Raw genomic sequence first — 18,427 nt, 5'->3', positions numbered from 1 at the left:
CGGCACAAAGGTTCGCGTCCCGGCACGGATTTAACAAAGTCGACCCATTTCTGAAACCGACCTCCGGCATTGTGATGCCGCAGCATCAGGCGCGGGTGGTCGCGGCGTGATGCGCAACCCTGCGTCAGACGCAGTCCCGACAGGAAGAGGGCCGGCGGCGGATGCCCCCCGCGCCGGGCCGACAGCCGGAGATAATGGACCATGCAGCTTCAGATCCTGCACGCCTCGGACCTTGAAGGCGGTGTCGACGCCATTGGCCGTGCCGCCAATTTCGCGGCGCTGATCGATGCCTATGAAGACGACTACGGCTATTCGATCACGTTGTCGGCGGGTGACAATTACCTGTCGGGTCCGTTCTTCAATGCGGCGTCGGATCCGTCCTTCGCATCGACCGGCGTGTTCAACGATGTCTATAACGCTCTTTACGACCTGACCGGCGATGCGGCCTATGCAGCACTGGCCGTGGGTGGCGGACGTGTCGACATCTCGATCATGAACGTGATCGGTTTCGACGCCTCGGCGCTGGGCAATCATGAGTTCGATCTTGGCACCGGCACCATTGCCGGCCTGCTGCAACCGGGCTTCGGCGCGGCGGACGGCACCGCCGATGACAGCTGGGTCGGCGCACAGTTTCCCTATCTGTCGGCCAATCTCGACTTTTCGGGCGATAGCAGCCTGTCGGGCCTGTATACCGGCGAGATCCTGACCGCCGACGCCTTCGCGACCGGCCCGGCCCAGTCGGCCGGCTCGACCACCACGCCCAAGATCGCGCCGGCGACGCTGATCGACGTTACCGACCCCGAGACCGGCCTCACCGAGACCATCGGCGTTGTCGGTGCCACCACCCCGATCCTGGCCACGATCTCGTCGCCCGGCGGTGTCGAGGTGCTGGGCAGTGCCTCGAACGACATGCAGGCCCTGGCCGGCGTGCTGCAGCCGGTGATCGACGAGATCATCGCCGGCGGCGTCGACAAGGTGGTCCTGGTCAGCCATCTGCAGCAGATCGCGCTGGAACAGGAACTGGTCAAGCTGCTCCACGGCGTCGACGTGGTCATCGCCGGCGGCTCCGACACCATTCTTGCCAATGACGGCGATGTCCTCAATCCGGGTGACACCGCGGTTGCCGGTTATCCGATCGTCACCACCAATGCCGATGGCGACACCGCCGTGATCGTGTCGACCGATGGCGAGTATTCCTATCTGGGCCGGCTGGTCGTCGAGTTCGACGATCAGGGCCGCGTGATCGCCGACAGCGTCGCCGATCCGGATAACGGCCCGGTCGCGACCACGACCGACAATGTCGCGGCGGCCTGGGATGGCGATATCGACGCGGCCTTCGCCGAGGGCACCAAGGGCGATCTGGTCGATGATCTGGTCGATGCGGTGCAGACGGTGGTGGTCGAGAAGGATGGCAGCATCTTTGGCCAGACCACCGTGTATCTGGATGGCGATCGCGCCGATGTCCGGACCCAGGAAACCAATCTGGGCAATCTTTCCGCCGATGCCAATCTGGCGACCGCGCAGTCAGTCGACGAGACGGTGATGGTGTCGATCAAGAACGGCGGCGGCATCCGCGCCGGCATCGGCGAGGTCGTGGTCGACGATGCGACCGGTGTCGTTTCGGAACTGCCGCCGCAGGCCAATCCGGTCGCTGGCAAGGATGAGGGCGACGTCTCGCAGCTCGATATCGAGAATGCGCTGCGGTTCAACAACACGCTGGCGATGCAGACGGTCACGGCGGAACAGCTGAAAGCGGTGATGGAACACGCGGTCGCCGCCAGCGGCCCCGGCGCCACCCCCGGCCAGTTCGCGCAGATCGGCGGCATGACCGTCGCGTTCAACCCCGACCGCGCCGCCGGTGACCGGATCGAGACGCTCCAGATCGTCAATGCCGCGGGCGAGGTGGTCGACACCATCGTGGCCGGCGGCGCGGTGCAGGGCGATGCCGCCCGGCCGATCCGGGTCGTCACCCTGGGCTTCATGCAGGAAGGCGGCGACGGCTATCCCTTCGCCGAATTCGCCGCCGCCGATCCCGAATTCGCCGATGTCGTGGCGCTGGATGCCGACAATGTCGCGGCTGGCGATGCCGATTTCGCGGCACCGGGCAGCGAACAGGACGCCCTGGCCGAATATCTGCTCGACAACCATGATACCGACACGGGCGGCACCGCCTTCGATGCCGCCGAGACCGATGCCGATGCCGACACCCGCATTGTCGATCTCGCGGTGCAGACCGATATCGACAGCCGCCCTGTGGCCGCCGATCGCGCGATCACTGTCAGCGGCGACGACACCGCGAGCGGTTCGGTGGTCGCACAGTCGGTGTGGACCACCAGCAACACTGACACCACCGCAGGGGCCTCGGAAATCGTGGCCTATGACAAGGCCACCAACCGGGTGTTCGTGGTCGGCCCCGATGGTGTCGATATTCTGGATGCGCGCACCGGCGTGGTGCTGGGCGGCCTCGACACCTCGGATTTCGGCGGTGCCAACTCGGTTTCGGTCAAGAACGGCATGGTCGCGGTCGCGATCGGCGCCGAAGACAAGACCCAGCCCGGCACGGTGATGGTGTTCGACACCGATGGCGCCGAAATCGGCCGCTACACCGTCGGCAGCCTGCCCGACATGGTGACCTTCACCCCCGACGGCACCCGCATCCTGGTGGCCAATGAGGGTGAGCCCGAGGACTACACCCAGGGCGATCCGGAAGGCTCGATCAGCGTCATCGATCTGGCGACCGGCACGGTGCAGACCGCCGGTTTCACCCAGTTCAACGATCAGGCCGAGGCCCTGAAGGCCAGTGGCGTGCGGATCTTCGGCCCCGGATCGACGGTTGCTCAGGACATCGAGCCGGAATACATCGCGATCAGCGCCGACGGCCAGACCGCTTATGCGACGCTGCAGGAGAACAACGCGATCGCGATCATCGATCTGTCGGGCGAGACCCCGGTGGTGACCGAGATCGTGCCGCTCGGCTACAAGGACCATTCCCTGGCGGGCAATGAACTCGACACGTCGGATCGCGACGATGGCATCAATATCGCCAATCATCCGGTCTTCGGCATGTACATGCCCGACACCATCGCGTCCTATGCCGGCCAGGACGGCAAGACCTATCTGGTGATCGCCAATGAGGGCGATGCCCGCGAATGGGCCGATTATGCCGAGGAAGAGCGGGTCAAGGATCTGACCCTCGATCCGACCGCCTTCCCGGATGCCGAGACGCTTCAGGCCGATGACAATCTGGGCCGGCTGACGGTCACCACGGAACTCGGCGATACCGATGGCGACGGCGATTACGACGCGCTCTATGCCTATGGCGGCCGGTCGTTCTCGATCCTCGACGACCAGGGCCGGATGATCTTCGACAGCGGCGCCGTGATCGAGAAGACCATCGCCGCCCGCTACCCCGAACTTTGGGATGACGGCCGGTCCGACAACAAGGGGCCCGAGCCCGAGGGTGTCACTGTCGGCCATTACGGTGCCAGCACGCTCGCCTTCATCGGGCTGGAACGGTCGAGCGCCACCATGGTGTTCGACATCACCGATCCTGAGAACGTCACCTTCCTCGACATGATCGCGACCGAGGGCGATGTCAGCCCCGAGGGTCTGCTGTACATCGCGGCGGGCGATGCGGCGGATGGTATCGCCAAGCTGATCGTCGCCAATGAGGTCAGCGGCACAACCACGCTCTACAACATCACAGCACCGCTGGCGGTGTCGAGCGATGGTGACGAGCTGACCTTTGCCGCTGGCGAGGCACCGACCAAGGGCACGGTCGAGATCGATGATGCCGGCCGCTACACCTATCAGGCCGATGCGGCGGTTCTGGCCTCGCTTGATCCGGGTGAGATCGCCACCGACGCCTTCGAGGTGATCGCCACCGACGCGGCCGGCGGCACCGACAGCGCGACCGTCACGGTCGAGATCGTGGGTGCGGCCGAAGGCGGTGCCGGCGATGACAGCTTCAAGGCGGTCGAGGGCGGCGACGCCCATATGTCCGGCGCCGGCGGCGACGACATCATCGTCGGCGTGGGTGGCGACGACATGATCAGCACCGGCAGCGGTGCCGACATCGCCATCGGCGGCGCCGGTATCGACACGGTCAGCCTGGATCTCGACCCGGCCATGGTCACGATCACGCAGATGAACACCTTCGACATCAGCCTCTACAACCGGCTGCTGGCGGCGGGTGAGACAGCCTTCGACACCGATGCGCCGGCCTATGTGATCACCGACACCGAAACCGGCGCCCAGACCCGGGTGCAGGCGGATGTCATCGCCTTCGGCGACCGGGCCTATACGGTCGATGATGGCGTGCTGGTCCTGTCGGCCGGCAATGACGATGCCACCTTCGGCGCCCGTGACGACAGCGTCCGGGGTGGTGCCGGCGATGACGTCATCGATGGCGGTGCGGGTGATGACAAGATCGACGGCGGCAAGGGCAATGACACCCTGATGGGCGGCGCCGGTGACGACGACCTGTACGACGCGGCCGGCAATGACGCGCTGTCGGGCGGTTCGGGTGACGACACCATCGCGGCCGGCCATGCGGCGGGCGAAAACGTGGTGATGTTCGGCGGCTCCGGCGCCGACACCTTCGGCTTCATGGCGGCGGACGATGCCGGCATCGATGTCGCGGCGGTGATCGCCGACTTCTCGACGATCGAGGGCGATGTGCTCGACCTGTCGGGTCTGCGCGGCGCCGATGGCGCGGTGCTGGTGCTGGACGATGTGGTCGGCCGCGCCACTGCCACCGACGGCAATGCGGTCATCGATCTGGACGGCTTGTTGACCACCGGTGGTGAGGCGGTTGCCGGCTCGCTGACTCTGGCGGCGGTCGGGATCGACGATCTGGGGGTCGGCAGCTTCGTGTTCTCGAACGGCAGCTTCGACGACGACATGGCCGCGGCGGCGGCCGCCTGATCGGGACGGATGATGATGACCATGAGCCAGATCCCGACCTTCACGGATCTCGGCCTGGATGACGGCACCGGGGGGCTTCGGCTCCCCGGTGCCGCCACCCTGTCGGGGGCCGGCCTCTTTTCTGCAACCCGGGCGGCGCAGGTGGCCGACGCGGCCTCGACCGGCGCCCTGCGCCGCAGCCTGCGCAATCGCCTGCTGCGGTTCATGACCGATCGTGGCGCCGGCTTCGGCGGCGTGGCGGTGGCGGCGCTGGCGCTTGCCGCCTGCTCGTCCGACAACAACGATCCACTGCCGGCGCGGGTCACCGATGCGCGTCTGGTCAAGGATCAGGTCGCCGGCGCCGGTGCCTTCCTGGATGCCGATGGCGACCGGACACGCGATGAGGGCGAGGCCGGTGCCGTCTCCGATGCCGATGGCCGCGTGCGCATCGATGGCAAGGGCGGCCAGATCGTTGCCGAGGGCGGCATCGATGCCACCACCGGTGCCGTGATCGGCCGGCTGATGGCGCCGGACGGGTCCGAGATGGTGACCCCCCTGACCACGTTGCTGGTTGAAACCGCCGATGCCTCGGCCGTGCTGGCGGCACTTGGCCTGCCCGCCGGCACCGATCTCGGCACCTTCGACCCGCTGGCGGCTCTTGGCGGTGCCGAAGATGCCCTGGCGCGCGACGTTCTGGCCCAGGGCCATATGGTCTATGCCACCCTTGCGGCCCTGCAGGCGGTTCAGGACGGCGTGACCGACATGGAAGCGGCCGATCGGGCGCTGGACCTGCTGGGCGATCGGGTTGCCACCGGCGAGACCATCGATCTTGCCGACCTTGCCACGCTCGATGGCCTGCTGACCGCCGCGGCCGGCACCGATGCGGTTGCCGCCGATATCAGCCGGATGGCGGATGCGCTGGCCGCGATCAATGCCCGTCTCGACACCGAGATGGCCGCCGACCCGCTGTCATCGACCGCGCGGGCGACGGCGCTGCTCGCCGATCAGGTGCTGCCTGGGGAAATCGCCGCGCTGGCGGCGGGAACCGCAGATGACGGCGCGGCCGATCGTCTGGCGGCGCGATATGGCGCCGATCTGGATGCGCTGATCACCCGGCTGGCCGATGTGCTGCCCGATGTGGCGGCGGCGGATGCGAAGCTGGTCGCGGCGGCGGATGTTTTCAGCGTCGCGCGCGGCGACAGCCTGACATTGACACCCGATGACGCGACCTACCCTGTGGCCGACGATGTGGCGTTGGCCGATGGCGCCGGCACACTGACCCTGGTGTCGGTGTCGGTGCCGGCCGCGATGGCGGGCGAGATCGCGGTGACGCTGGACCCGGACACCGGCGCGCTGACGATCACGCCTGACCGGACGTTCTTCGGCACCACGGCCTTCACCTATGTGGTCGAGGATGCGCTGGGCAATCGGGCGGAAGGTCTGGTGCTGGTCGATGTGCCGGCCTGGCGTGCCGGTGCCGGCGACGACCTGCTGATCGGCACCGATGGCGCCGACCGGATCGATGGGCTGGACGGTGCCGACATCATCCTGCCCGGTGCCGGTGAGGACACCGTCTTCGGGGGCGCCGGCGACGACCTGATCGTCGGCACGGCCGGCCCCGATCATCTGTCGGGCGGGTCGGGCGCCGACCGGATCGTCGCCGGTCATGCGGCGGGCGAGGCGGTCGATCTGTTCGGTGGATCGGGTGCCGACCGGTTCATTCTGGCCCCGCGTGAGGCGGATGGTGCGCTCGACCTTGCGGTGACCATCGCCGATTTCTCGGGTGCCGAGGGGGATCGGGTCGATCTTGGCGATCTGCGGGGCGCCGATGGCGCTGTGCTGACCATCGCCGATGTGCTGGGTCGTGCCACCACGGTCGAGGGCAATGCCGTGATCGATCTGGACGGCCTGCTCGGCACTGGTGGCGGTGCCGTCTCGGGCAGCCTGACGTTGGCCGGTGTCGTGGCCGACGATCTGGGTGCCGACAGCTTCGTGCTGGATGGGCCGGCGGGCTGGCGCGATGACCTGGACGATGCCTTGGGCGTGGCGGCGGCGGCCTGAGCCGCATCCGCCGCACACCCCGTCACTTGATCGTCCCCACGGGCCTTGCCGCCTGTGGGGACGCCCACTGCAACCCGTGGCCCCGCCCACGGCCCGACCGACCGGAGTAACCGGCCCTGTTTTCGATCCATATCAACCGCAGCGTCGCCGCCAGACTGGCGGCGGCCGGTGTCGTGACCCTGCTGCTTTCCGCCCCGGCCGTCGCGTCGGATCGTGTTCTGCCTGTCGAAACGACGGAGGCCTTGCCGTTGACCGGCCCCATGCCGCCGCTCGCGATGCTGCCCGGCATGCCGGTTCTGCCGCCCCTGCCATTGCCCGACGGTTTCCGGGAGCCGCCGGTCGCGGTCGATGCGGCGCCGGTGGCATGGGCGCGGTTCCGCGACCGGCTGATCGCGGTTGCGGCCGATCACCCGCGCCGCGATGCGGCGCGGGCGGTGATCGGCGGCGCCGAAGGCCGGGTCACCGAGGCGCGGGCCGCGCAATATCCGGCGATCGATCTGGGCTTCGATGCCTCCCGCCGGCTGGCCGATAACGGCATCGATGCCCTGGACAGCCGCATCCGCAGTTCCGATGACCGCAGCGACGCGGTGCTGACCGCGCGCCAGCTTATCTATGATGGTGGCGCCACCTTCGACCGTATCGACGGGGCGCGTGCCCGGCTGTCGGCCAGCCGCGCCGAGGATGTCGACGAGGCGGCACTGCTGATCCGTGATGCGGTGCTTGTGTATCTGGATGTCGTGGAGGCACGCACCCGGTTCGCGCTGGCCGGGGCCGAAACCGCGGCCTATCTCACTCTGGAAGAGCGCATCGCCGAACGCCGCAGCCTCGGTGGCGGCACCGAAGGCGACGAGGTGCGGATTGCGGCGCGGCTGGCCGATGCCCGCGCCAGCCGCGCCGCCGCCACCCGGTTGCTGGATCAGGCCCGGCAGGCCTATGTCGAGTTGTATGGCACGACACCGGGCGACGACCTGTCGCTGCCGCCGCGCCCGGACGCACCGGCGGCGACCGATGATGCGCTGGCCTTGATCGAGACCGCCAGCCCGGCGCTTGCCGCCCGTCGCGACCGTGAACGTGCCGCCCGCTTCGATGCCGATGCCGCGGCGGCCACCGACTGGCCCGAATTGAGCCTGCAAGTACAGGGGCGACGCTATGACGTGCTGGATGCCGGCCGTGAAAGCGATCTGGTCGGACGGGTGGTGGTCAGCATGCCGCTTTATGACGGTGGCGCGCGTGGCGGCCGTCAGGCCCAGGCCAGGGCCGCGATGCGGGCGGCGGAAGCCGAGACTGCCCGGTTGCGGCGGATCCTGATCCGCGATGTCACGGCGGCGATTGCCGCCCGTGCCGCCCGCGATGCCGAGCTGGGCGCGCTGATCGGCGCGCTGGGCGCCAATGAACGGGCTCGCGACATCTTTCGCGGCGAGTTCGAGGCCGGGGTCCGCGACCTGCTGGATCTGATCGAGGTGGAGCGTGACTACCACCTGGCCGCGAGCCGGCTGGTTTCGGGCCGGGCGGAGGCGGAACGTGCCCATTGGCGGTTGCTGGAAGCCAGCGGTGCCCTGCGCCTGCATGTCCTGGACGGTGACGGCTCCATCAATGCCATGGGTGCCGGCAAGGTGGGAGAATCCGAATGACCGGTCATGACATCGACGGGTCGCCGATGGACCGTCTGCACCCGTCGAAGCGCCCCGGCCACTGGTTCTGGGGCAGCGTGCGCCGCGAATGGCGGGCCTTCGGGCAGATCGCCCTGGCGGCGGCGGTCATCAACCTGTTCGCGCTGGGATCGTCGCTGTTCATCATGACGATCTATGACCGGGTCATTCCCAATGACGCGATTGAATCGCTGGTTGCCCTGACCCTGGGCATGGTGCTGGTGCTGGTGTTCGATTTTCTGCTGAAGATGCTGCGCGGCCATGTGATCGACGTGGCCGGGCAGGCGGCGGACGAACGTATCGGCCGCCGGGTCTTCGGCCATGTGCTGCGGATTCCGCTGGAGCATCGGGCCGGGTCGTCGGGCGCATTCGCGGCCACGGTGCGCGAATTCGAATCGCTCAGGGATTTCCTCACCTCGGCCAGCCTGGCGGCCTTTGTCGACCTGCCCTTTGTGGCGCTGTTTCTGGGCGTGATCCTGATCGTCGGCGGGCCGCTGGTCTGGGTGCCGGCACTGGCGGTGCCATTGGTGGTGGCGGCCGGCCTGCTGGTGCAGCCGATGCTGGCACGTGCGGCGCGCGAGGGCCACAAGGCGGCCCAGACCAAGCATGGCGTGCTGGTGGAAACCGTGGGCGCGCTGGAGGGTGTGAAGGGCGCCCGTGCCGAACGGGTGATGGCCCGGCGCTGGCGCGACTCGGTGGAGCTTCAGGCGGCGATCCAGTCGAAAAGCCGGTTCTGGAGCCAGCTTGCGATCAATCTGGCGAGCTTCGTGCAGCAGGGGGCGCAGGTTGCGATCGTGTTCCTCGGCGTGTTCCTGGTGCGTGAGGGGACGGTGTCGATCGGCGCGCTGATCGCCAGTGTCATCCTGTGCGGCCGGGCACTGGCACCGCTGGCGCAGGTCGCGACCCTGCTGACCCGGCTGAACCATGCCGCCCAGTCTTATCGGGCGATCGATCGGCTGATGGCGCTGACCGCGACCGTGGAGCCGGGCCGGACCTATCTCACCCGGCCGCGGATCGACGGCCGGATCACCTTCCGGGGCGTGTCGTTCACCTATCCGCGCGGTCGCCAGCCGGCCTTGACCCAGGCCGGTTTCATCGTCCAGCCGGGCGAGAAGGTGGCGGTGCTCGGCCGCATCGGTTCGGGCAAGAGCACGATCGTGCGGCTCGCGGCCGGCTTGTATGGCCCGAGCGAAGGAACGGTGCTGCTCGACGATGTCGATCTGCGCCAGTTGCATCCCGATGAACTCAGCCGCCATGTGACGGCGGTGCTTCAGGATGCGCCGCTGTTCAGCGGCACGGTGCGCGATAACATCCTGATGGGCGCCGACGAGCCGTCGGATGAACGGATGCTGGCCGCGGCCGGGGTCGCTGGCGTGCATGACTTCATCGGCGGCATGACCGACGGTTATGACGTGATGCTGGGCGAGCGGGGCGAGGGGCTGTCGGGCGGCCAGCGTCAGGCCATCGCCCTGGCCCGGGCGCTGGTGTCGCCGGCACGGGTGCTGGTGATGGACGAGCCGACGGCGTCGATGGACGTCCGGTCGGAAACCTTGTTCGTCAAACGCCTGAAGCCGCATCTGGGCGACCGGACGCTGATCCTGGTCACCCATCGCATGTCGATGCTGGAACTGGTCGACCGGGTGATCGTGCTCGATCACGGCCGGGTGGTGGCGGATGGGCCAAAGGCCGAGGTGCTGTCGGCGCTTCAGGGGCCGGTGGCAGATGCGCCGGCCAACCGGCCTGATGCGGCACCGACACCGGCGAAGATGCCAAAGAGGGAGGCGACCCGTGGCCATCTCGACTGATCCCACCGCCGATCTGTTTCCGGGTGAGGCGCCAGAGCGCCGGTCGATGGTGCCGGGCGTCATCATCCTGACGGTCTGTCTGGCGGTGATTGCCCTGATCGTCTGGGCGGCGATCGCCGAACTGGATCAGGTGACCCGTGGTGATGGCCGGGTGGTGCCATCCAAACGCGTGCAGGTGGCCCAGAACCTGGAAGGCGGCATCGTCTCGGAGATCCTGGTCAAGGCCGGCGATCATGTGGAGCCGGGCGATCTGCTGATCCGGCTGGACGCCACCCAGTTCGGGGCCGAATACGACCAGCGCCGGACCGATTTTCTGGCCGGTCGCGCCCGGCTGGCGCGGCTGGCGGCCGAGGCGCGGTTCGAGGCGCCGGTCTTCGCCGCCGATCTTCTGCCCGAGGTGGTGGAGGTTGAGCGCAGTATCCATGGGGCCCGGGCGGCGGAACTGACCTCGACGCTGGCCATGCTCGATGCCCAGACCCGCCAGCGGCGCGAGGCGCTGAACGAGGCGCGGGCGGCCCTCGACAATGCCGGGCGGCGGCAGGCGCTGGCTGCCGAGGAGCTGGGCGTGCTGGAGCCGCTGGTCGCGCGCGGACTGGCGCCGCGGCTCGACCGGATCCGGGCGCAGCAGCGGTTGGCTGAGGCCGAGGGCGCGATCGAGGGCGGACGGCTGGCGGTCGCCCGCGCCGAAGCCGCGATCGACGAGGTCGAGCAGCAGCGCAAGACCGCACAGGAGCGGTTCCGGACCCGCGCGATCGAGGAACTAGCGACGGCCAAGCTCGATCACGACCGGATGGTCGATCAATTGCCGGCCCTGGTCGACAAGGTTCGGCGGACCGAGGTGCGATCGCCGGTGAAGGGCATCATCAACCGGGTGCTGGTCACCACCGAAGGCGGTGTCGCGACCCCGGGCCAGCCCTTGGCGGAAATCGTGCCGGTCGAGGATGCGCTGCTGATCGAGGCCGAGGTGAAGCCGGCGGATATCGCCTTCCTGCATCCCGGCCAGATGGCACGGGTGAAGCTGACGGCTTATGACTATTCGGTCTATGGCATGCTCGACGCGACGGTCGAGACCATCGGCGCCGATGCGATTTCCAAGGAAGACGGATCGAGCAGCTATGCCGTGCGGGTGCGCACCACCGATGGCACGCTGACCGCCCCCGATGGCCGGCCGCTCGACATCCTGCCGGGGATGGTGGCACAGGTGGATATTCTGACCGGACGGCGCACCGTGCTGGATTATCTTCTGAAACCTGTCGTCAAGTTGCGCGAAATGGCACTCACCGAACGCTGAGCGTCAATCGGCAGCATCCACACGATTTTTTCATGGTTAATGGCGTTTCCTGTCTGCAGTGGCTGTTCAAGGGCAGTCACCCGTGACACGGGAGACGAGATGGCGATGGGCGTGTACGACACCCCCGACCCCCGGGCCCCGGCGGCCGAGGGGCGCCGGGTGGAGGTCTGGTTCACCGGCATGATCGTGCTGGCCGCGCTGATGCTGGTTCTGCATGCATGGGCCGGCTATGGCGTGCTCTCATCGAGCCGTGCCATGGTCAGCGGCGACATATTGCTGCGGGAGACGGACAATCTTCTGCATATCCTGCAGGAATCTGAAACGGCTGAAACCCGATATACGCTGACGGGCGATGCTGCGGATCTGGAGAGGTATCGCTTGATCCGCGGCAGCGCCCCGATGGCTTTCGGGCAGCTGGATCGCCTGGCACGGCAGGAGATGCCCCATGCCGAGACCACCTGTCAGGTGATGATCGCGTCAGTTTCCGCGGCGCTGGTTGCCATGGATGCCGTTGTGGCGATGCGGACCAGCCACGGGTTGGTGGCGGCCCGTGATCTGTTGGTGAGTGCCGAAAAGCAGCGATTGATCGAACTGGCACGGTTCGAGATGTCACGGGCGCAGGCCGAGATCATGGCGCGGATCAATGCGCGTATCGTGTCTGCAAGCACGAATTTCGACATCGCGGCCATGGCGTCCCTTCTGGCATTTGGCATCGGTCTGCCCACAGGCATTGCGATGTTGCGACGGATCAGGCGGGCGGGCGCGGCGGAACGAAGCCTGCGCCTGCAGGTGGAGGCGGCCAATCTGCAATTGGAGGCGCGTGTCGCGATGCGCACGGCCGAATTGTTGAGGGCCAACCGTGCTTTGGCCGATGCCAATGCGGTCAAGGACCGCTTCCTGGCCAATATGAGCCATGAACTGCGCACGCCATTGAATGCGGTGATCGGCTTTTCGGAAATGATTTCGACCGAGATGCTGGGGCCTGTGGGCCAGCCCCGCTATGTCGATTATGCCCGCGACATTCTGGCCAGCGGCCGCCATCTGCTGGCTTTGATCGAAGACATTCTCGATCTGTCGCGGATCCAGGCCGGGCGGATCGATATCGTGCGGGCCGATGTCGGGCCTCGGCGGTTGGCGCTGGAAGCCCTGTCGATGGTGGTTCCGATGGCACGCGCCGCCGGTGTCACCGCATCGCTGGTGATGCGTGATGCACCCGATCAGGCGCATCTGGATGCGCGCCGCGTGAAGCAGATCCTGATCAACCTTCTGTCCAATGCCATTCGCTACAGCGATCGCAATGGCACTGTTCGCCTGATTCTGGACCGTACCGAAAGCGATGGGCGCAGCCTGCGCATCGAGATCGTGGATGACGGCAGTGGCATGACCGATGTGGAGCTGGTGCGTGCCATGCAGCCCTTCGAACAGGTGTCGCGCGATCGGGAACGCCGCTCCGGCGGCACCGGGCTGGGATTGCCGTTGACCAAACTTCTGGTCACGGCGCATGGCGGCAGTTTCGACATCACCAGCGCGCCCGGGGTGGGCACGCGCGTGGTGGTCGAGCTGTAGGGCCACGATCGTTTTTTCGGGCGGGAGATGGCAAGATGGCTGTCGCGTCATGCGACAGCCATCTTGCCATCCGCGACACTGACCACTGTCGCGCATCGCGACACCAGCAACGCGGCGTGGTTGAGCCAGCCGCCGATCACGCCCGGATTTCCGGCTGAAATCCTCATCATTCCATCTGCGTCTTCCCGGCATTCCGTTCTGGCATGCCCCTTGCTGTTCAGGCAATGCAGCACGTATCGCGCTGTAAATGCTTAAGGGAGGATAATCATGGACATGATCCAGCCAAAGACGATGGGCCTCGACGTCGACTATCCCTATAAGACGCAGTACGAGAATTATATCGGTGGCCAATGGGTCGCGCCGGTTTCAGGGGAATACTTCGACAACATCTCGCCGATCACCGGCAAGCCGTTCTGCCGGGTGCCGCGTTCGGGTGCTGCTGATATCGAGCTGGCGCTGGATGCCGCCCATGCCGTGCGGCGCCGCTGGGGCAAGACCTCGGTGACCGAGCGGGCCAATCTGCTGTGGAAGATGGCTGACCGGATGGAGCAGAACCTGCTGCTGCTGGCGGTGGCCGACTCCATCGACAACGGCAAGCCGGTGCGTGAAACCATGGCCGCCGATCTGCCGCTCGCCATCGACCATCTGCGCTATTTCGCCGGCTGCATCCGGGCGCAGGAAGGCGGCATCTCGGAAATCGACGACGACACCGTCGCCTATCATTTTCATGAACCGATGGGTGTGGTCGGGCAGATCATCCCGTGGAATTTTCCGCTGCTGATGGCGGCCTGGAAGCTGGCGCCGGCGCTGGCGGCGGGCAATTGCGTGGTGCTGAAGCCAGCGGAGCAGACCCCGGCGTCGATCCTGCTGCTGATGGAACTGGTCGGCGACCTGTTTCCGGCAGGCGTGATCAATATCGTCAACGGCTATGGCCGCGAGGCCGGCGAGGCGCTGGCATCCAGCAAGCGCATCGCCAAGCTCGCCTTCACCGGCTCGACGCCCACCGGCAAACATGTCGCCCGCACCGCCGCCGACAACCTGATTCCGGTGACTGTGGAACTGGGCGGCAAGAGCCCGAACATCTTCTTCGCCGACGTGATGGATCGTGACGACGCCTTTTTCGACAAGGCGTTGGAAGGTCTCGCGATGTTCGCGCTCAACCAGGGTGAGGTCTGCACCTGTCCGTCGCGGGTGCTGATCCAGGAATCGATCTATGACCGCTTCATCGAGCGGGCGATCAAGCGGGTCGAGGCCATCACCACCGGCAATCCGCTGGATGCGCGCACCATGGTCGGTGCCCAGGTGTCGCAGGCGCAGATGGAAAAGATCCTGTCCTATATCGACATCGGCCGCAACGAAGGTGCCGAATGTCTGGTCGGCGGCGAGCGGAGCATGCTGGGCGATGACCTGACCAACGGCTTCTACGTCAAGCCGACCATGTTGCTGGGCAACAACAAAATGCGGATCTTCCAGGAGGAGATCTTCGGGCCGGTCGCCTCGGTGATGACCTTCAAGGACGAGGACGACGCGCTGGAGCTTGCCAACGACACCTTCTATGGCCTCGGCGCCGGGGTGTGGAGCCGCGACGGCACCCGCGCCTATCGCATGGGGCGCGAGATCGAGGCCGGTCGCGTGTGGACCAATTGCTACAACCTGTATCCGGCCCATGCCGCGTTTGGCGGGTACAAGCAGTCGGGCATCGGCCGCGAGAATCACAAGATGGCCCTGTCGCATTACCAGCAGACCAAATGCCTGCTGGTCAGCTACAGCGCCAATGCTCTCGGCTTCTTCTGACCGGCGGTATATCTCATGGCAAGGCAGCCTTACCATGAGGGTGAGCGCGCGGCGCATCGCCGCTTCGGCGTGACCGATGCGGCCGATGCGATCGCGGATATGATCACCGACCGGCTGAGCCTGGGGGTCCGGCGCTTCATCGAAGCCCGGCCCCTGGTGTTCATCGCCACCACCGATGCGGCCGGCCGGCCGGTCTGCGCCGTGATGGCACGGACCGGCGGGGCCGATAGCGACCCGCCGCCGCTGGTGCGGGCGCCGGATGCCAGGCGGTTGATCTTTGCGATTGATGAACCGGGAAACACAACCGGAGGGCTGGACGTTCTAGCTCATCGGTTGCAGGATAGTCGGGCTGCCAATGACATCGGTATCGGGCTGCTCTTTGTCGATTTTGCCCGACGGGCGCGATATCGCGTCAATGGCAGTGGCCGTCTGGCATCGGATATCGATGTCGTGGGATGGCCGGCGGCGGCAATGGTGGTCGAGTTCACCGTTGTGCAGGCCTATGCCAACTGCCCGGCCCGGATTGTGGCGCCCCGGCTTGCGCTTGACTAACCGGCTTGCGCTTGAGCAACCGGCCCTGGCCGGACCAGCGCGTTCTCGTCCAACCAACGGGCTCTGGCCACCATCCGCTTCCGCACCCCTTGTAACCGGCACCTGTCCGCGTCCCGCGACCGGCCGGATTCTCACCATGCATGCCCTTGATCACAACTTGCGGTTATCGAAGGACGACGTCATGACATCCCTCGCGTCAGCCGACCTGAACAATCCCCGCCAGCAGGCCATTACGGCCATGAAGGCCAGTCTGACCGCCGACCAATGGGCGGAGAATGCACGCTTCGTCGCCGCGCTGCGGCAGGAGATTTCCGCCCATCCGGTATCGCGGCATCCGGCGATCGACATCCTGAACCGGGGTGTGCTGGATCATGCGGCCATGCGCCGGATCCATCTGGAATACCGCCACGCCATCGTCCAGATTTTCACCGATGCCCTGCTGGCGGCCCAGATGCAGAGCCGGCAGCTTGAACCGCGCCTGGCGCCGGCGTCTAAAATGGCCGGCCGCTTTCTGCTGACCTTGAACATCCTGGACGAGTTCGGCTTCCGGCCCGGCAAGGATGCGGAGGGCCATTATCGCGGCAATCCCACCTGCGCCCATTATCCGCTGTTCGAAGCGGTGCTCGACGATTACGGCGTGACGGTCGAGGACAGGGCCACCTTCCGCCCGACAGGGATTGCCACCGAGGTGCGGGATTTCCTGGAAGCGAGCTATGGCAGCTATACCGATGTCGCGGCCCTGCTGGCGGTGGCCGAAGAGGAAGTGATTCTGTTCAGCCCCCCCTTGCGGCGCGCGACCGGCGCATTGGGGCTGCCGGTCGATGACGGCTATTACTATGTCCACGGCGTCAGCGAGGACGTGACCGCCGAAGCGGCCGATGACGATCACGAGGATGATCTGTGGTTCATCCTGACCCAGTCGCTGACCTCCGACCAGTACGACCATGTCCGCGCGATCAGCCTGGCTTATTGCGATCTGTGGGTACGGTTCTGGGATGAACAACTGGTGCTGGCCGGCATGGCGCTGGCGGAAACCGAAGCCGGCCTCGGCTGATCCACACAGGCTTGCAGCCAGAGCTGGGCAGGGGCGGTGGCAGACCGGATGCCACCGCCCTCTATCTATGGGGGCGGGTGCACAAGCGGAGAGACGGAATGAGAGGAGACGGGATGGGTATCGATGGCGCGCACGGTGCTGCGCTGGCGCAGTTGCCCTGCTTCATTCTGGCGACGGCCGACGATCGCGGGCAGTGCGATTGTTCCTATCGCGGTTGTGCGCCGCGCGACGATGGCGGCTCCGATCCGCTGGTGGCGGTGCCGGGCCCGACGGAACTGGTGTTTCCCGACTATAGCGGCAACGCGATGTTCAATTCCCTGGGCAATCTGATGGTTAATGACGGCATCAGTCTGTTGTTTCCGGGGCCGGAGGATGGTTTTTGGACCAGAATCGACGGACGGGCGCGGATCGTTGACGACCCGCGCCCGTGGGCCTCGCTATGGCCGTCGGCACAGCGTTGTGTTGTGGTATCGGTGACGGCGGTCCATCGGCCCCCGGGGTGACCAGGATTGGCCGTCATCTGGATGACGATGGATCAGCCTGCATCCACGACCCGCCGGCCGCCACGGCCCAGCCGGTTCCAGGCATTGGCCAAAGCCACATGCAGAGTGATGGCGGCCTGGGCATCGGGCGACCAATGCCGGGCAAGCCGCGCGCGCGGTTCATCGAGCGCGGCTTCGTCGCGGGGCAGGGTCAGCGCCTCGGCCCAGTTCAGGGCCGCCACCATCGCGGCATCGTCGAGCAGGGCCACGGCCGACGGATCGCCCATGGCGACAATCAATGCCGGTGGCGTGCCGGCGGCGGCGGCTTCGGCGGCGTGGAGCCGCTTGCAATAGCCGCAATCATTCAGCCGCGAGACATGCAGATCGATCAGATGGGCAAGGGGGGCGGGCAGGGCAGCGGTGTCGTGCAGGGCAGTGCCGGCACCGATCAGCCGGCCCACCGCGCGGCTGGTGGCGCTGCTGCCATGGATGTCGATCAGCACCCGGGCTGCGGGAGGCTGTGGCAGGTCGGTCATGATAACAGGCTCCGTTATTCGTCTGTGGGGTCTCTCACCCAAGGACGAACCAAGGCGCGCGTCTGTGACATCATGACCAAGGTCTGGTTGCCGTTACCCGAATTGCAGCGGCCGGCACAATCGCCCCGGCAGAATCTGCCGGCCGGCAGATCTTTCCTAGCCACGCCAGATGCCACAGGCCGGACAAAGATGCCGGCCGGTGCGTGGGATCCGCGGTGTCAGACCCGTCAGGCGGTGGCGGTGATCCGGGTCTGACCGGTGGCAGTGCCCTGGCCATAGCCCTGCTGACCGGCCGTCCGGCCGGCGGCGCCGGCCTCCGCGACCATCTGCGCATCCAGTGCGTGCCAGGCTTCGGCCAGTGGCCGCAGCAACCCGATCACGTCATCGGCGGCCTTGGCATCATTGCGCAGGTCGATCTGAATCATGCGGGTCAGCATGAAACGGTACAAACGGTCGAGATTCGCGGCAATTTCAGCGCCGCGATTCATGTCCAGGGTTGCACGCAGGTGATTGATGATCTCGCCGGCGCGATCATTCGCGGTATGGCGGGCGCGCACATCGCCGCGCTCAATGGCGGCTTTCGCCTCAAGCAGCCAGGTGATGGCACGGTCATAGAGCATGGCCACCCGCTGGGCGGGGCTCGCCGTCATCACCGACTGGATGCGATAGGTCTGTGCGGAGGCGCCGTAGGGGTTGTTCATCGGCTGTTTCCTCGTCTGGCAGCGGCCGCGG

12 protein-coding genes are annotated in these 18,427 nt (G+C 66.6%); 10 read left to right on the top strand and 2 right to left on the bottom strand.

From position 1 onward, the window contains the following. Window positions 1-201: 201 nt before the first annotated feature. The 10 genes from IEW15_RS02100 to IEW15_RS02055 all read left to right on the top strand — a co-directional run bounded on the left by IEW15_RS02100 (window position 202) and on the right by IEW15_RS02055 (window position 17,180). Window positions 202-4,926, top strand: coding sequence for a choice-of-anchor I family protein (locus IEW15_RS02100; protein ID WP_188574385.1), 4,725 nt, complete (start codon window positions 202-204; stop codon window positions 4,924-4,926). A gap of 21 nt (window positions 4,927-4,947) precedes the next feature. Next, window positions 4,948-6,966 carry a calcium-binding protein gene (locus IEW15_RS02095; RefSeq protein ID WP_188574382.1) on the top strand — a complete coding sequence of 673 codons (2,019 nt, stop codon included), beginning with the start codon at window positions 4,948-4,950 and terminating at the stop codon, window positions 6,964-6,966. A 248-nt stretch (window positions 6,967-7,214) separates the two neighbouring features. Next, entirely contained in the window at window positions 7,215-8,597 is a 1,383-nt protein-coding gene (locus tag IEW15_RS02090; protein ID WP_188574380.1) for a TolC family protein, read from the top strand. Further along, window positions 8,594-10,420: a type I secretion system permease/ATPase gene (locus tag IEW15_RS02085; protein WP_229707743.1), complete on the top strand. Its 1,827-nt coding sequence runs from the start codon at window positions 8,594-8,596 to the stop codon at window positions 10,418-10,420. Before IEW15_RS02090 ends, IEW15_RS02085 begins: the two co-directional genes overlap by 4 nt. Beyond that, complete coding sequence (locus tag IEW15_RS02080) at window positions 10,404-11,711, top strand: HlyD family type I secretion periplasmic adaptor subunit (RefSeq protein ID WP_188574378.1); 1,308 nt, start codon at window positions 10,404-10,406, stop codon at window positions 11,709-11,711. Before IEW15_RS02085 ends, IEW15_RS02080 begins: the two co-directional genes overlap by 17 nt. A gap of 99 nt (window positions 11,712-11,810) precedes the next feature. After that, entirely contained in the window at window positions 11,811-13,277 is a 1,467-nt protein-coding gene (locus tag IEW15_RS02075; protein ID WP_188574376.1) for a sensor histidine kinase, read from the top strand. Between the two features lie 267 nt (window positions 13,278-13,544). Next, window positions 13,545-15,071, top strand: coding sequence for an acetaldehyde dehydrogenase ExaC (exaC, locus tag IEW15_RS02070; RefSeq protein ID WP_188574374.1), 1,527 nt, complete (start codon window positions 13,545-13,547; stop codon window positions 15,069-15,071). A gap of 15 nt (window positions 15,072-15,086) precedes the next feature. Further along, complete coding sequence (locus IEW15_RS02065; RefSeq protein WP_188574372.1) at window positions 15,087-15,623, top strand: pyridoxamine 5'-phosphate oxidase family protein; 537 nt, start codon at window positions 15,087-15,089, stop codon at window positions 15,621-15,623. Window positions 15,624-15,804: 181 nt separating this feature from the next. Next, window positions 15,805-16,677: a hypothetical protein gene (locus IEW15_RS02060; protein ID WP_188574370.1), complete on the top strand. Its 873-nt coding sequence runs from the start codon at window positions 15,805-15,807 to the stop codon at window positions 16,675-16,677. Between the two features lie 113 nt (window positions 16,678-16,790). Continuing rightward, window positions 16,791-17,180 (top strand): pyridoxamine 5'-phosphate oxidase family protein, encoded by a 390-nt coding sequence (locus tag IEW15_RS02055; RefSeq protein WP_188574368.1) that lies wholly within the window; start codon window positions 16,791-16,793, stop codon window positions 17,178-17,180. Window positions 17,181-17,212: 32 nt separating this feature from the next. Here IEW15_RS02055 and IEW15_RS02050 read toward each other — a convergent pair whose 3' ends face one another. Both IEW15_RS02050 and fliS read right to left on the bottom strand, forming a co-directional pair. Then, window positions 17,213-17,695 carry a carboxymuconolactone decarboxylase family protein gene (locus tag IEW15_RS02050; protein WP_188574366.1) on the bottom strand — a complete coding sequence of 161 codons (483 nt, stop codon included), beginning with the start codon at window positions 17,693-17,695 and terminating at the stop codon, window positions 17,213-17,215. A 227-nt stretch (window positions 17,696-17,922) separates the two neighbouring features. Then, window positions 17,923-18,396, bottom strand: coding sequence for a flagellar export chaperone FliS (gene fliS / locus IEW15_RS02045; RefSeq protein WP_188574364.1), 474 nt, complete (start codon window positions 18,394-18,396; stop codon window positions 17,923-17,925). Window positions 18,397-18,427 lie beyond the last annotated feature (31 nt).

It is taken from the genome of Tistrella bauzanensis, from assembly GCF_014636235.1.
GTDB lineage: Bacteria > Pseudomonadota > Alphaproteobacteria > Tistrellales > Tistrellaceae > Tistrella > Tistrella bauzanensis.
This window is presented reverse-complemented; position numbering and strand designations above follow the sequence as displayed.

What these genes read in the sequence shown, in the direction of transcription:
- IEW15_RS02100 (WP_188574385.1), top strand. Translation starts at nt 202, where the DNA reads ATGCAGCTTCAGATCCTGCACGCCTCGGACCTTGAAGGCGGTGTCGAC.
- IEW15_RS02095 (WP_188574382.1), top strand. Translation starts at nt 4,948, where the DNA reads ATGAGCCAGATCCCGACCTTCACGGATCTCGGCCTGGATGACGGCACC.
- IEW15_RS02085 (WP_229707743.1), top strand. Translation starts at nt 8,594, where the DNA reads ATGACCGGTCATGACATCGACGGGTCGCCGATGGACCGTCTGCACCCG.
- IEW15_RS02075 (WP_188574376.1), top strand. Translation starts at nt 11,811, where the DNA reads ATGGCGATGGGCGTGTACGACACCCCCGACCCCCGGGCCCCGGCGGCC.
- exaC (WP_188574374.1), top strand. Translation starts at nt 13,545, where the DNA reads ATGGACATGATCCAGCCAAAGACGATGGGCCTCGACGTCGACTATCCC.
- IEW15_RS02065 (WP_188574372.1), top strand. Translation starts at nt 15,087, where the DNA reads ATGGCAAGGCAGCCTTACCATGAGGGTGAGCGCGCGGCGCATCGCCGC.
- IEW15_RS02060 (WP_188574370.1), top strand. Translation starts at nt 15,805, where the DNA reads ATGACATCCCTCGCGTCAGCCGACCTGAACAATCCCCGCCAGCAGGCC.
- IEW15_RS02055 (WP_188574368.1), top strand. Translation starts at nt 16,791, where the DNA reads ATGGGTATCGATGGCGCGCACGGTGCTGCGCTGGCGCAGTTGCCCTGC.
- IEW15_RS02050 (WP_188574366.1), bottom strand. Translation starts at nt 17,695, where the DNA reads ATGACCGACCTGCCACAGCCTCCCGCAGCCCGGGTGCTGATCGACATC.
- fliS (WP_188574364.1), bottom strand. Translation starts at nt 18,396, where the DNA reads ATGAACAACCCCTACGGCGCCTCCGCACAGACCTATCGCATCCAGTCG.